General features: G+C 63.0%; 15 protein-coding genes and 1 tRNA gene. 14 read left to right on the plus strand and 2 right to left on the minus strand.

All coding sequences use genetic code 11. From position 1 onward, the window contains the following. Positions 1–430 precede the first annotated feature (430 nt). Both pepT and BJ122_RS00915 read right to left on the minus strand, forming a co-directional pair. Positions 431–1,708, minus strand: coding sequence for a peptidase T (pepT, locus tag BJ122_RS00910; protein ID WP_110779298.1), 1,278 nt, complete (start codon positions 1,706–1,708; stop codon positions 431–433). 70 nt (positions 1,709–1,778) lie between these two features. Then, positions 1,779–2,090, minus strand: a complete 312-nt coding sequence (locus tag BJ122_RS00915; RefSeq protein ID WP_027277477.1) for an HU family DNA-binding protein — start codon at positions 2,088–2,090, stop codon at positions 1,779–1,781. Positions 2,091–2,295: 205 nt separating this feature from the next. Between BJ122_RS00915 and BJ122_RS00920 the strand changes: the two genes are divergently transcribed. The 14 genes from BJ122_RS00920 (at position 2,296) to nuoK (ending at position 13,424) form a co-directional block, all read left to right on the plus strand. Then, positions 2,296–2,372, plus strand: a tRNA-Asp gene (locus BJ122_RS00920). Between the two features lie 727 nt (positions 2,373–3,099). After that, on the plus strand, positions 3,100–3,465 hold the full coding sequence (locus BJ122_RS00925; protein ID WP_027277475.1) for an NADH-quinone oxidoreductase subunit A: 366 nt from the start codon (positions 3,100–3,102) through the stop codon (positions 3,463–3,465). Continuing rightward, on the plus strand, positions 3,456–4,052 hold the full coding sequence (locus BJ122_RS00930) for a NuoB/complex I 20 kDa subunit family protein (RefSeq protein ID WP_110779299.1): 597 nt from the start codon (positions 3,456–3,458) through the stop codon (positions 4,050–4,052). The genes BJ122_RS00925 and BJ122_RS00930 overlap by 10 nt, the downstream gene beginning before the upstream one ends. Before the next feature lie 10 nt (positions 4,053–4,062). After that, positions 4,063–4,668 carry an NADH-quinone oxidoreductase subunit C gene (locus BJ122_RS00935; protein WP_110779300.1) on the plus strand — a complete coding sequence of 202 codons (606 nt, stop codon included), beginning with the start codon at positions 4,063–4,065 and terminating at the stop codon, positions 4,666–4,668. Between the two features lie 46 nt (positions 4,669–4,714). Further along, positions 4,715–5,089: a four helix bundle protein gene (locus BJ122_RS00940; RefSeq protein WP_110779301.1), complete on the plus strand. Its 375-nt coding sequence runs from the start codon at positions 4,715–4,717 to the stop codon at positions 5,087–5,089. Positions 5,090–5,166: 77 nt separating this feature from the next. Then, on the plus strand, positions 5,167–6,357 hold the full coding sequence (locus BJ122_RS00945; protein ID WP_027277471.1) for an NADH-quinone oxidoreductase subunit D: 1,191 nt from the start codon (positions 5,167–5,169) through the stop codon (positions 6,355–6,357). Positions 6,358–6,445: 88 nt separating this feature from the next. After that, the gene (nuoE, locus tag BJ122_RS00950) at positions 6,446–7,195 is read left to right on the plus strand and encodes an NADH-quinone oxidoreductase subunit NuoE (protein ID WP_110779302.1); all 750 of its coding nucleotides are present in this window, start codon (positions 6,446–6,448) and stop codon (positions 7,193–7,195) included. A 46-nt stretch (positions 7,196–7,241) separates the two neighbouring features. Next, positions 7,242–7,406 carry a hypothetical protein gene (locus tag BJ122_RS19095; RefSeq protein WP_173400865.1) on the plus strand — a complete coding sequence of 55 codons (165 nt, stop codon included), beginning with the start codon at positions 7,242–7,244 and terminating at the stop codon, positions 7,404–7,406. Between the two features lie 18 nt (positions 7,407–7,424). Next, on the plus strand, positions 7,425–8,750 hold the full coding sequence (gene nuoF / locus BJ122_RS00955; RefSeq protein ID WP_110779303.1) for an NADH-quinone oxidoreductase subunit NuoF: 1,326 nt from the start codon (positions 7,425–7,427) through the stop codon (positions 8,748–8,750). Positions 8,751–8,863: 113 nt separating this feature from the next. Then, positions 8,864–10,939 carry an NADH-quinone oxidoreductase subunit NuoG gene (gene nuoG, locus BJ122_RS00960; RefSeq protein WP_110779304.1) on the plus strand — a complete coding sequence of 692 codons (2,076 nt, stop codon included), beginning with the start codon at positions 8,864–8,866 and terminating at the stop codon, positions 10,937–10,939. A 10-nt stretch (positions 10,940–10,949) separates the two neighbouring features. Then, positions 10,950–11,975, plus strand: a complete 1,026-nt coding sequence (gene nuoH / locus BJ122_RS00965) for an NADH-quinone oxidoreductase subunit NuoH (RefSeq protein WP_110779305.1) — start codon at positions 10,950–10,952, stop codon at positions 11,973–11,975. Positions 11,976–11,982: 7 nt separating this feature from the next. Beyond that, positions 11,983–12,471 carry an NADH-quinone oxidoreductase subunit NuoI gene (gene nuoI, locus BJ122_RS00970; RefSeq protein WP_027277465.1) on the plus strand — a complete coding sequence of 163 codons (489 nt, stop codon included), beginning with the start codon at positions 11,983–11,985 and terminating at the stop codon, positions 12,469–12,471. 9 nt (positions 12,472–12,480) lie between these two features. Then, positions 12,481–13,119, plus strand: a complete 639-nt coding sequence (locus BJ122_RS00975; RefSeq protein ID WP_110779306.1) for an NADH-quinone oxidoreductase subunit J — start codon at positions 12,481–12,483, stop codon at positions 13,117–13,119. Further along, positions 13,116–13,424 (plus strand): NADH-quinone oxidoreductase subunit NuoK, encoded by a 309-nt coding sequence (nuoK, locus tag BJ122_RS00980; RefSeq protein ID WP_110779307.1) that lies wholly within the window; start codon positions 13,116–13,118, stop codon positions 13,422–13,424. Before BJ122_RS00975 ends, nuoK begins: the two co-directional genes overlap by 4 nt. The last annotated feature ends 3 nt before the right edge of the window (positions 13,425–13,427 follow it).

Consider the following 13,427-nt stretch of genomic DNA (forward strand, 5'->3'; position numbering starts at 1 on the left):
CTTAGCCAAGCTCGACGTGGAACTCAGAGCTGATAGCAACGGCGATTGATACCAGCCACTCCGAACGTCGTGGCCGGGCTCGTCCCGGCCATCCACGTCTCTGATCTTGCAGCGATTTTATGACGTTGGTACCCGCGACCGCGCAGGTATGACGGTCATTGATACGACCCGGTGGTATGATGCCCTCGTGCTGGTCCAACGGCTGAAACAAAAACCACCCACGCCGCATCACCTTCGGCATCAGCCGTGTGCTGAAGACGGCGATGGTGGGGCGCCGCCAGCTGCGTAGCCCGACAGGGAGGCTGAGCCGGATCAGGCCGTGCTATCGCGCGAAGTGGAGGCCCGTTTGTGCCAAGAGAGCGCGCTAAGGAAACGAGGCAGAGCGTCAAAGTGGCAGCGTCGGTTCTGATGGCATCAGAACCGAGCGAGCCTAGCCGCGCTCCGCCCAGATCATCGCCAGATGCACGATGGTCTCGGCGGCCTTTTCCATGTCCTGGCGGCTGACCCATTCCAGCCGGGAGTGGAACGCGTGTTCGCCGGCGAAAACATTGGGGCAGGGCAGCCCCATGAATGACAGCCGCGAGCCGTCGGTGCCGCCGCGAATGCTGCTGCGCACCGGGGTGAGCCCGGCGCGGCGGATCGCTTCCAGCGCGTAATCGACCACTTCGGGGTGGCGATCGAGCACTTCTTTCATGTTGCGATATTGCGGCTTGATCTCGAGCTTGGCGCTTGAGCGCGGATAATCGCGCATCACTTCGTCGATGATCCGCTGCAACAGCGCGGCCTTGTCGCGCAATCCCTGTTCGCTGAAGTCGCGCACGATCAGGCTGAGCGTGGCATTTTCCAGCGTGCCGCTGATGCCGACCGGATGCAGAAAACCGTCACGGCCCTCGGTGGTCTCCGGCGAACAATGATGCTTGGGCAGCCGTTCGACGATCGCGGCGGCGATCTTGATGGCGTGCTCCATCTTGCCCTTGGCGAAGCCGGGATGGGCGCTGACGCCGTCGATATTGATCACCGCGGCATCGGCCGAAAATGTCTCGTCCTCGAGATGGCCGACGGTCTCGCCATCGATGGTGTAGGCGAAGTCGGCGCCGAGCTTGCGCAGATCGACATTATCGACGCCGCGGCCGATCTCTTCGTCGGGCGTGAACAACAGCCGAATCGGGCCGTGCTTGAGCTGTGGATTGCTGAGCAGAATCTCCGCCGCATCCATGATCGCGGCGATGCCGGCCTTGTTGTCGGCGCCGAGCAGCGTGGTGCCGTCGCTGGTGATGATGTCGTGGCCGATCTGGTCGGCAAGGGCAGGGTGCTCGTTGAACCGGATCACCTGGCTCGGATCGCCAGCCAGCACGATATCGCCGCCCTGATAATTGTGGACTATCTGCGGTTTCACGCCCGCGCCGGAGCAATCCGGCGAAGTGTCCATATGGGCGCAGAAGCAGATCACCGGCACCGGCTGGTCGGTGGTGGCCGGCAGCGTGGCATAGACATAGCCATGACGATCGAGCTCGGCGTCGATAACGCCGAGCTCGCGCAGTTCACGCACCAGCAAAGCGCCGAGCACGGTCTGTTTGGCCGTGGACGGGCAGCTCTGCGAGGTGGGGTCGGACTGGGTGTCGATCGTGACGTAGCGCAGAAAACGCTCGGTGACCCGATGGTGACAATCGAAGCGACGAAACGCCGTCGCTGCGCCTGACAAGGTCATGAACTCCTCGCATCGCTGCTGTGCGACTGTACTTGCGGTCGCCACAGCGCCGTCAGTCACTGATCCGAATTCAGATCGCTTCTTTCAGTTCCTTAGCGGGGCGGAACGCCACCTTCTTGCTGGCCTTGATTTCGATCGGCTCGCCGGTGGCCGGATTGCGGCCGGTGCGGGCGGCGCTGGTGCGCACCTGCAAGATGCCGAGGCCGACGATGCGAATCCGCTCGCCATCCTGGAGATGCTTGGTGATGCGGCCGACCATGTCGGTGAGAATCTCTTCGGACTTTTTCTTCGAGAGTTCGTGATCTTCGGCCAGCGCGGCAGCCAAATGCTTCAACGTGATGGTTGCGGGGGTTGCAGCTTTTTCGGTCGCATTTTTCGCCATAGGGCCTCCAGAGTCATGCTGTCGAAAGAAACCCAATCATATCAGGCCTGAAGCGATTCGATATGGCGCCGCTGCACCACGGCGCAGCAAGCCGACGCTATTTGACAATTCGCGGTGCAATAAAAGCTGCACAAAGTGTGCACTGACTGCTTGACTTGCGGCCGCGCGCGCTTTAATTCCCACCCACCTGCGGGGCGCAGACCACGCGGGAGTAGCTCAGTTGGTTAGAGCGCCGGCCTGTCACGCCGGAGGTCGCGGGTTCGAGCCCCGTCTCTCGCGCCACTTCGATGGTTTCTCCATCGGTGGCCCACACAACGCCTCTAACCCTTCTCACACATCTTCAATAACTCGATCGCAGCTTGCGCTTGTTCGTGCGCATTGCAGATGACGACGGCTGCCGCGCTGCGCGCATCAGCCGTGGTTTCGTTTATTGCTGTGCAACGATCGCGCTGGCGACGGGTTGTCCACATTATAGGTGTTAGACGGAGCTGCTCCGCGCATCAGGCGCGCGCGGCGATTGTCATGGGTCGGCGCTGATTGCGGCGCCCTACAGCCCGGTCGCTTGAATGCGACGTGTGGCTTCCCACGTCACTCAAAGAACGTCATGCTGAAGCTGGATTTCAGTGCGGGCGTTTTGGCGTGCCAGGATGGCCGAACGAGCGCGGGATTGGCGCAGGGCCGTGACGTGAGGGCGGGGCGAGACTGAATGTCGCATCTAGTTTGACAATGGAGTGGGGCAGGCTCTCGCTACTTTGTTACCGTTCCACAGATATTGCATTGCAGTTCTTGGTTGTGTGCGTGTGCGAACAAAAAGCGTAAGCGTTAGAGATTCACTTGTATGTTCGGGGGTTGTGGCATTTGGCGCTGCATCGTGGCCGCCAAGTCCGCTAAACTGAAAGGGAACCGCGCGCCGCGCGCGTCTTGCCACCCCTGCTGCGCTGCGCTAAGGCTCAGAATAATTCAAATCAACGAATCTGCGGCGTGGTTTGCCGCAGGATAGGGATCGCCGATGAGCGGCATCTTGCCGAATTATCTTCCGATCGTGATCTTCATCATGGTCGCGGCGGGGTTGAGTCTGGCGCTTCTGGTCGCCCCCTTCATCGTCGCCTACCAGCAGCCAGACCCCGAAAAGCTGTCTGCTTATGAATGCGGATTCAGCGCTTTCAGCGATGCCCGGATGAAGTTCGATGTTCGCTTCTATCTGGTCGCCATTCTGTTCATCATCTTTGATCTCGAGGTCGCGTTCCTGTTCCCGTGGGCGGTGGCGTTTGGCAAGCTCGGGGCCACCGGCTTCTGGTCGATGATGGTGTTCCTTGGCGTGCTGACCGTCGGGTTTGCTTACGAATGGAAGAAGGGCGCGCTGGAATGGGATTGAATCCAGGTTCCGCCAAGCTGGCCTCGCAGCCGCTGATTGCGCCGTCCCCGACCGGGGTGCTCGACCCGCGTACCGGCCTTCCGGTCGGCGCCGACGACCGCTTCTTCGTCGAGGTCAATAATGAGCTGTCCGACAAGGGCTTCTTCGTCGCCGCCGCCGATGACCTGATCACCTGGGCGCGAACCGGCTCGCTGATGTGGATGACGTTCGGTCTCGCCTGCTGCGCGGTCGAAATGATGCAGATGTCGATGCCGCGCTACGACGCCGAGCGCTTTGGCTTTGCGCCGCGCGCTTCGCCGCGCCAGTCCGACGTCATGATCGTTGCCGGCACGCTGACCAACAAGATGGCGCCTGCGCTGCGCAAGGTCTATGACCAGATGCCGGAGCCGCGTTACGTGATCTCGATGGGGTCATGCGCCAATGGCGGCGGCTATTATCATTATTCGTATGCCGTGGTTCGCGGCTGCGACCGGATCGTGCCGATCGACATCTATGTGCCAGGGTGTCCGCCCACTGCGGAAGCCCTGCTGTATGGCGTGATGCTGCTGCAGAAGAAGATCCGCCGCACTGGAACCATTGAACGCTAGGGCGCAGGCTATGGATGACAACAGGCTCGACGCCTTGGGGCAGATGATCGTCGCCGCGTTGCCGGGTTGCGCGATCGGCCACGAATTGGCGTTCGGCGAGCTGACCGTCACGATCTATGCCGAGAAGGTGATCGAGGTGGCGCGCTTCCTGCGCGATGACGCGCGCTGCCGCTTCATCAGCCCGATCGACGTCACCGCGGTCGACTATCCCGGCCGGGCCAATCGCTTCGATCTGGTCTACCATCTGCTGTCGCCGACCTTGAACACCCGGATCAGGCTGCGCGCCGAGGCCAATGAGAACAGCCTGGTGCCGTCGCTGATTGAGTTGTTCCCTGGCGTCGATTGGTTCGAGCGCGAGGTCTACGACCTCTACGGCGTGATCTTCACCGGCCATCCGGACATGCGCCGCATCCTGACCGATTACGGTTTTGACGGTCACCCGCTGCGCAAGGACTTTCCGCTCTCGGGCTTCGTCGAGGTGCGCTACGACGACGACCAGAAGCGTGTCGTGTACGAGCCGGTGCGGCTCAATCAGGAATTCCGCAAGTTCGATTTTCTCTCGCCGTGGGAGGGCGCGGACTATCCGCTGCCGGGGGACGAGAAGAGAAGCGAATAGCGAATTGGCGAATGGCGAATAGTTCAAACGAAACAGGAGGGCTGCGATAGAGATCAGTTCATACCGGGATCTCAAGGTTTGGCAGGAAGCTATGACGCTGGCGGAACGGGTCTACCGTTTGACGGCGAGTTTCCCCAAAGACGAGGTCTACGGCATGACCAGCCAGATTCGTCGTGCGGCCGTATCGATTGCGGCCAATATCGCCGAAGGGCATGGCCGCGAACACAGCGGATCGTTCATTCAATTTCTTCGGATCGCTCAGGGGTCGCTGAAAGAGTTGGAAACGCATCTGATGCTCTCGTCGCGGGTCGGATTTGTTCCGGCCGTCGAGGTTGAGCCGTTGTTGAGGCAGTGCGACGAACTCGGGCGGATGTTGAGGTCACTGATCCGATCGATCCAGCGCAGGCAGACCGATGATTGAATACGGTTTCGACTACTCGCTACTCGCTACTCGCTACTCGCCCTTTGGCGCTCTCGCGCCTGTTGTGGAATTCGATCATGCCTGAAGGCGCGCTGCGCAATTTCACCATCAATTTCGGGCCGCAGCATCCGGCGGCGCACGGCGTGCTGCGCCTGGTGCTGGAGCTGGACGGCGAAGTGGTCGAGCGGGTCGATCCGCATATCGGGCTCTTGCATCGCGGCACGGAGAAGCTGATCGAGCACAAGACCTATCTGCAGGCGATCCCGTATTTCGATCGGCTCGACTACGTCGCGCCGATGAATCAGGAACACGCGTTCTGTATGGCGGCCGAGCGGCTGCTCGGCATCACCGTGCCGCGCCGCGCTCAGCTGATCCGGGTGCTGTATTCCGAGATCGGCCGCATCCTGTCGCATCTGCTCAACGTCACCACCCAGGCGATGGACGTTGGCGCGCTCACCCCGCCGCTGTGGGGCTTTGAAGAACGCGAAAAGCTGATGGTGTTTTACGAGCGTGCCTCCGGCAGCCGGATGCATGCCGCGTATTTCCGGATCGGCGGTGTGCATCAAGACCTGCCGCCGCAGCTGATCGACGACATCGCGGCGTGGTGCGAGGCATTTCCGCAGGTGATCGACGATCTCGACCGGCTGCTGACCAACAACCGCATTTTCAAGCAGCGCAATGTCGACATCGGCGTCGTCACGCTGGCGCAAGCCTGGGAATGGGGCTTCTCCGGGGTCATGGTGCGCGGCTCGGGCGCCGCTTGGGATTTGCGCAAGGCTCAGCCCTACGAATGCTATGCCGAAATGAGCTTTGATATTCCCATCGGCAAGAACGGCGACTGCTACGACCGCTACTTGATTCGTATGGAGGAAATGCGGCAGTCGGTGCGCATCATGAAGCAGTGCATCGCCAAGCTGCGCGCGCCGGACGGGCAGGGCCCGGTGGCGATCGAGGATCACAAGATTTTCCCGCCGCGGCGTGGCGAGATGAAGCGCTCGATGGAAGCGCTGATCCATCACTTCAAGCTCTACACCGAAGGTTTCCGCGTGCCAGCCGGCCAGGTCTATGCCGCGGTCGAAGCGCCCAAGGGCGAGTTCGGCGTCTATCTGGTCTCGGACGGCACCAACAAGCCCTATCGCTGCAAGATCCGCGCGCCGGGCTTTGCCCATCTGCAGGCGATGGACTTCATGTGCCGCGGCCATCTGCTCGCCGACGTCTCGGCCATTCTCGGATCGCTGGACATCGTGTTCGGGGAGGTCGATCGGTGATCGCCCGCCCGCTTAACCAATTCGATCGCGCCTCGTGCCGGCTGAACGCCGCGGCCGGGCGGCGCGTGCAATGAGAGATTGAACCACGATGGCTGTCCGACGTTTGGCACCCAAAGAACTGCAGCCGGCGAGTTTTGCGTTCACGGACGAAAACCTCGCCTGGGCCAAGCAGCAGATCGCGAAATATCCGGAAGGCCGGCAGGCTTCCGCGGTGATCGCGATCCTGTGGCGCGCGCAGGAACAGCTCGGCGGCTGGGTGTCGGAAGCGGCGATCCGGGCGGTCGCCGATCTGTTGCAGATGCCGCATATCCGGGTTTTGGAGATCGCGACCTTTTACACGATGTTCCAGCTCAGCCCGGTCGGCCGCAAAGCCCATGTGCAGGTGTGCGGCACCACGCCCTGCCGGCTGCGCGGCGCCGAGGACATCATCAAGGTTTGCCAGCACCGCATTCACCACGAGCCCGGGCAGCTGTCGGCCGACGGCAATTATAGCTGGGAAGAGGTCGAGTGCCTCGGCGCCTGCGTCAACGCGCCGATGGTGATGATCGGCAAGGATACGTATGAGGACCTCACTCCCGACAATTTCGGCAAGGTGCTGGATGGTTTTGAGAGCGGCCAGCCGCCGCATCCGGGCCCGCAGGGGGGGCGGCAGTTTGCTGCGCCCGAAGGTGGGCCGCGGGTTTTGAAGGACATCGATGTGCTCGACGCCGGGCACGGCGCGGTGCAGGAGCCGGTGCTGACCGACGCCGAACCGAAGATGGCGGGCGAAGCTGCCAACGTGCAGGAACGCCCATCGCCGAAGCCGCCGATGGACGATGCGACCAGGAAGGACAGGTGATGATGGGCACGCCGCTGTGTCCCGCACCAAACAGTGTGGTGGGGCCATGAACAACCTGCGTTACATTCTGCTGCACGCGGTTGCGGCCGGTACCTTCATCTTCTTGTTGCAGCACTACGCGCTGAGCGCGACGCTGGAATCCAGCCTGGTATGGGCGCTGACCTTCGGCGGATGCGCCGCGGGTCTGGCTTACATGCAAACCAAGCGCTGATCGGGAGAGGCGCCAGCCATGCTCGACGACAAGGACCGCATCTTCCGCAATCTCTACGGCCTGCATGATTGGGGGCTTGCCGGGGCGCGGCGTCGCGGCGGCTGGGACGGCACCAAAGCGATCATCGACAAGGGCCGCGACTGGATCATCAACGAGATGAAGGCGTCCGGGCTGCGCGGCCGCGGCGGCGCCGGCTTCCCGACCGGCATGAAATGGTCGTTCATGCCCAAGGAAAGCACTGATGGCCGGCCGAGCTATCTGGTGGTCAATGCCGACGAGTCCGAGCCGGGCACCTGCAAAGACCGCGAGATCATGCGCCATGATCCGCATACGCTGATCGAAGGCTGTCTGCTTGCCAGTTTCGCGATGGGCGCGCACACCGCCTATATCTATGTGCGCGGCGAATTTATTCGCGAGCGCGAGCATCTGCAGGCGGCGATCGATCAGGCCTATGAGGCCAAGCTGATCGGCAAGGACAACGTCCACGGCTGGCCGTTCGACCTGTACGTTACCCACGGCGCCGGCGCCTATATCTGCGGCGAAGAAACCGCGCTGCTGGAAAGCCTGGAAGGCAAGAAGGGCCAGCCGCGGCTCAAGCCGCCGTTCCCGGCCAATGTCGGCCTGTTCGGCTGCCCGACCACCGTCAACAATGTGGAGTCGATCGCGGTCGCGCCGGCCATTCTGCGCCGCGGCGCCGCCTGGTTCGCCTCGATCGGCCGGCCCAACAATGTCGGCACCAAGCTGTTCGGCATCTCCGGCCACGTCAACACGCCGTGCGTGGTCGAAGAGGCGATGAGCATTCCGTTCCGCGAGCTGATTGAAAAGCATGGCGGCGGCATCCGCGGCGGCTGGGACAATCTGCTCGCCATCATTCCGGGTGGCGCGTCCTGTCCGCTGATCCCGGCGGCGGATTGCGAAAACCTGATCATGGATTTCGACGGCACCCGCGCGGTGAAATCGTCGTTCGGCACCGCCGGCGTGATCGTGATGGACAAGTCCACCGACGTGATCGCCGCGATCGCGCGCATCTCCTACTTCTTCAAGCATGAGAGCTGCGGCCAGTGTACGCCGTGCCGCGAGGGCACCGGCTGGATGTGGCGGGTGCTATCGCGCATGGTCGAAGGCCGCGCCCATCGCCGCGAGATCGACATGCTGCTCGAAGTTACCAAGCAGGTCGAAGGCCACACCATCTGCGCGCTCGGCGACGCGGCGGCATGGCCGATCCAGGGCCTGATCCGCGCCTTCCGGCCGGAAATCGAGCGCCGGATCGACGATTTTTCGCGCAAGGCGCGGCTCGACGATCAGGGCGTGCTCGATCCGGTCGAGATGGCGGCGGCGGAGTAGGGCGATGGTAACTGAAACAAACAGCAGCTCTCTCGTCGCGCGGCGCGCTTGGCGCGGCGCCGGGAGCGGCCGGCTGAGTTCATTGCGCTGATGATGAAAGCGACCGAAACGAAATGATCAAGCTGATCGTCGACGGCAAGGAAATCGAGGTCCCGCCGGACTACACGCTGATGCAGGCTTGCGAAGCCGCCGGCGCCGAGATTCCGCGGTTCTGTTACCATGAGCGGCTGTCGATCGCCGGCAATTGCCGGATGTGTCTGGTCGAAGTGAAGGGCACGCCAAAACCGGTGGCGAGCTGCGCCTGGGGCGTGCGCGATTGCCGTCCGGGTCCGAAGGGCGAGCCGCCGGAAATCTCCACCAAGTCGCCGATGGTGAAGAAGGCGCGCGAAGGGGTGATGGAGTTTCTGCTCATCAACCATCCGCTCGACTGTCCGATCTGCGACCAGGGCGGCGAATGCGATCTGCAGGACCAGGCGATGGGCTATGGTGTCGACACCAGCCGGTTCGCCGAAAACAAGCGTGCGGTCGAAGACAAATATCTCGGCGTCTTGATCAAGACCTCGATGACGCGCTGCATCCAGTGCACCCGCTGCGTGCGCTTTGCGTCCGAGATCTGCGGCGTGCCGGAAATCGGCGCGATCGGCCGCGGCGAGAATATGGAGATCACCACCTATCTGGAAAGCGCGCTCACCTCGGAGCTGCAGGGCAATCTCGCGGACATCTGCCCGGTCGGCGCGCTGACCTCAAAGCCCTACGCCTTTTCGGCGCGTCCCTGGGAGCTGACCAAAACTCAGTCCGTGGACGTGATGGACGCGCTCGGCTGCGCGATCCGGGTTGATACCCGCGGCCGCGAGGTGATGCGCATTCTGCCGCGCGTCAATGACGCGGTGAACGAGGAATGGATTTCCGACAAGAGCCGCCATGTGGTCGATGGGCTGCGCACCCAGCGGCTCGACCGGCCCTATGTCCGCGATGGCGGCAAGCTGCGCCCGGCGAGCTGGCAGGAGGCGTTCGACGCCATCGCCGCCAAGATCGGCACCAGCAAGGGCAAGCGCATCGGCGCGATCGCCGGCGATCTCGCCGCGGTCGAAGAGATGTTCGCGGCCAAGGACCTGCTGTCGCGGCTTGGCTCGGCGAATGTTGCGACCCAGCTCAGCGACGCCTTTGTGCCGCAGGCCGGGCGCGCCGGCTATCTGTTCAACCCGACCATCGCCGGCATCGAGCAGGCCGACGCGCTGTTGATCGTCGGCAGCAATCCGCGCCGCGAGGCCGCGGTGCTCAATGCCCGGATTCGCAAGCGCTGGCGTACCGGCCAGCTCAAGATCGCGCTGATCGGAGAGCCGGCCGAGCTGACCTATCGTTACGAGCATCTCGGCGCCGGTCCGGAGACGCTCCAGGCGGTCGCCGCCGGTTCGCATCCGTTTGCCGAGGTTCTGAAGGGCGCCAAGAATCCGATCGTGCTGGTCGGAGCTGGCGCCACCGCGCGGCCCGATGGCGCCGCGGTGCTGGCGCTGGCGGCCAAGCTCGCCGATCAGGTCGGGGCCATCAAGGACGGCTGGAACGGCTTTGCGGTGCTGCACAGCGCGGCCTCGACGGTCGGCGCGCTCGAGATCGGCTTTGTGCCGGGCGAGGGCGCCCTGAATGCGGCGCAGATGACCGCGTCCGGTGGGCTCGACGTGCTGTTCCTGCTCGGCGCAGACGAAGTGCGGGTGCCGGACGGGGTGTTCGTGGTCTATCTCGGCACCCATGGCGACCGCGGCGCCCATCGCGCCGACGTGATCCTGCCCGGCGCCGCCTATACCGAAAAGTCCGGCATCTACGTCAATACCGAGGGCCGGGTGCAGATGGCGGCGCGCGCCGCATTCCCGCCGGGCGATGCCCGCGAGGACTGGGCGATCCTGCGCGCACTGTCGCAGGCGCTTGGCCATACGCTCGGCTATGACTCGCTGGCGGCGCTGCGCAAGACGATGTTTGCCGCCGTGCCGCAGCTGATGCGCATCGACCAGATCACGCCGGCTGACGGCGCCGCGATCGCGGCGCTGGCGGCGCGTGGCGGCGAGCCGGCCAAGGCGCCGCTCGTGTGTCCGATCCAGGATTTTTACATGACCAACCCGATCGCCCGGGCATCGGCGGTGATGGCGGAATGTTCGCGCCTCGCCGCCGGTCGGATGCCGGCGGCAGCGGAGTGAGCGCAGGCTGATGGCTGATTTCTGGACCAACTATCTGCTGCCGTTCCTGATCGTGGTCGGCCAGAGTTTTCTGCTGATCACGGTGCTGCTCATCGTGATCGCCTACATTCTGCTCGCCGACCGCAAGATCTGGGCGGCGGTGCAGATCCGGCGTGGTCCGAACGTGGTCGGGCCGTGGGGGTTGCTGCAATCCTTCGCGGACCTTTTAAAATTCGTGTTCAAGGAGCCGATGATCCCATCGGGCGCCAATAAGGGCGTGTTCCTGCTGGCGCCGCTGATCACCTGTATTCTGGCACTGGCGACCTGGGCGGTGATCCCGGTCAATGCCGGCTGGGTGATCGCCGACATCAATGTCGGCGTGCTGTACATTCTGGCGGTGTCGTCGCTGTCGGTGTACGGCATCATCATGGCCGGCTGGGCCTCGAACTCGAAATACCCGTTCCTGGCCGCGCTGCGCTCGGCCGCGCAGATGGTGTCCTACGAGGTCTCGATCGGCTTTGTGATCGTGTGCGTGCTTTTGTGCGTCGGCTCGCTCAATCTGACCGCGATCGTGGAAGCACAAAACACCAAATACGGCATGCTCGGCTGGTATTGGCTACCGCTGTTCCCGGTGTTCGTGATCTTCTATGTCTCGGCGCTGGCCGAAACCAACCGGCCGCCGTTCGATCTGGTCGAGGCGGAGTCCGAGCTGGTCGCCGGCTTCATGGTCGAATATTCGTCGACCCCGTATCTGCTGTTCATGCTCGGCGAATACGTCGCCATCACCACGATGTGCGCGCTCGGCGCGATCATGTTTTTGGGCGGCTGGCTGCCGCCGCTGCCTTACGCGCCGTTCACCCTGGTGCCGGGGGTGATCTGGTTCCTGCTCAAAGCGTTCTTCATGTTCTTCCTGTTCGCGATGGCGAAGGCGATCGTGCCGCGCTACCGCTACGACCAGCTGATGCGTCTGGGCTGGAAGGTGTTTTTGCCGCTGTCGCTGGTGATGGTCGTGATCGTCGCCGCGGTGCTGCAGTTCGCGGGGCTTGCGCCGAAATGAGGTGGTCATGAGTCTGAACACTGCCGCTCGCTCGCTGCTGCTGACGGAGTTCGTTTCGGCGTTCTTCCTGGCGATGCGCTATTTCTTCAAGCCGAAGCCGACGCTGAATTACCCGTTCGAGAAGGGGCCGATCTCGCCGCGTTTCCGCGGCGAGCATGCGCTGCGCCGGTATCCGAATGGTGAGGAACGCTGCATCGCCTGCAAGCTGTGCGAAGCGGTGTGCCCGGCGCAGGCCATCACCATCGAGGCCGGTCCGCGCCGTAACGACGGCACGCGCCGCACGGTGCGCTACGACATCGATATGGTGAAATGCATCTATTGCGGGCTGTGCCAGGAGGCTTGCCCGGTCGACGCCATTGTCGAGGGGCCGAACTTCGAGTTCGCCACCGAGACCCGCGAGGAGTTGTATTATGACAAGGCGAAGCTGCTCGCCAATGGCGATCGCTGGGAGCGGGAAATCGCCAAGCATATTCGACTCGACGCGCCTTACCGATGAGATGAAGGCATGACGCTTCCTGACCTGTTCTTCTATCTCTACGCCGGGGTGTGCGTAGCCTCCGCGGTGATGGTGATCGTGGCCCGCAACCCGGTGCACGCGGTGCTGTTCCTGATCCTGGTGTTCGTCAATTCCGCCGGGCTGTTCATGCTGATGGGGGCGGAGTTCCTCGCGCTGATCCTGGTGATCGTCTATGTCGGCGCGGTCGCGGTGCTGTTCCTGTTCGTCATCATGATGCTGGACATCGATTTCAAACAGCTGCGCCAGGGCTTTTTGCGCTATCTGCCGTTCGGCATGCTGGTCGGCCTGGTGTTTCTGGCCGAGCTGCTGCTTTTGGCTGGCGGCTGGGTGGTGCGACCGACCGTGGTTAAGAACGTCACGGCGCCGATCCCGACCGATATCGGCAACACCGAGGCGCTCGGCCTCGTGCTGTACACGACCTACATCCATTACTTCCAGATCGCCGGCGTGGTGCTGCTGGTGTCGATGATCGGTGCGATCGTGCTGACCATGCGGCATCGTTCCAGCGTGAAGCGGCAGAATATCGCCGCGCAGAACGCCCGCAGCCCGGAGACGGCGATTGCGGTGCGCAAGGTGACGTCGGGGCAGGGGCTCCGCGAACAGGACTCGGCGGAGTGGGTGCAATGACGGTCGGCTTGGGACACTACCTTTCGGTCGCGGCGATCCTGTTCACCATCGGTACGCTCGGAATCTTCCTCAATCGCCGCAACGTCATCATCATCCTGATGTCGATCGAGTTGATGCTGCTCGCGGTCAACATCAACCTGATCGCGTTCTCGGCCTTCCTGAATGACCTCGTCGGCCAGGTGTTCGCGCTGCTGGTGCTGACCGTGGCCGCCGCAGAAGCGGCGATCGGGCTCGCAGTGCTGGTGGTCTATTTCCGCAATCGCGGCTCGATCGCGGTGCAAGACATCAACCTGATGAAGGGCTAGTCG

It is taken from the genome of Rhodopseudomonas faecalis (assembly GCF_003217325.1).
GTDB lineage: Bacteria > Pseudomonadota > Alphaproteobacteria > Rhizobiales > Xanthobacteraceae > Rhodopseudomonas > Rhodopseudomonas faecalis.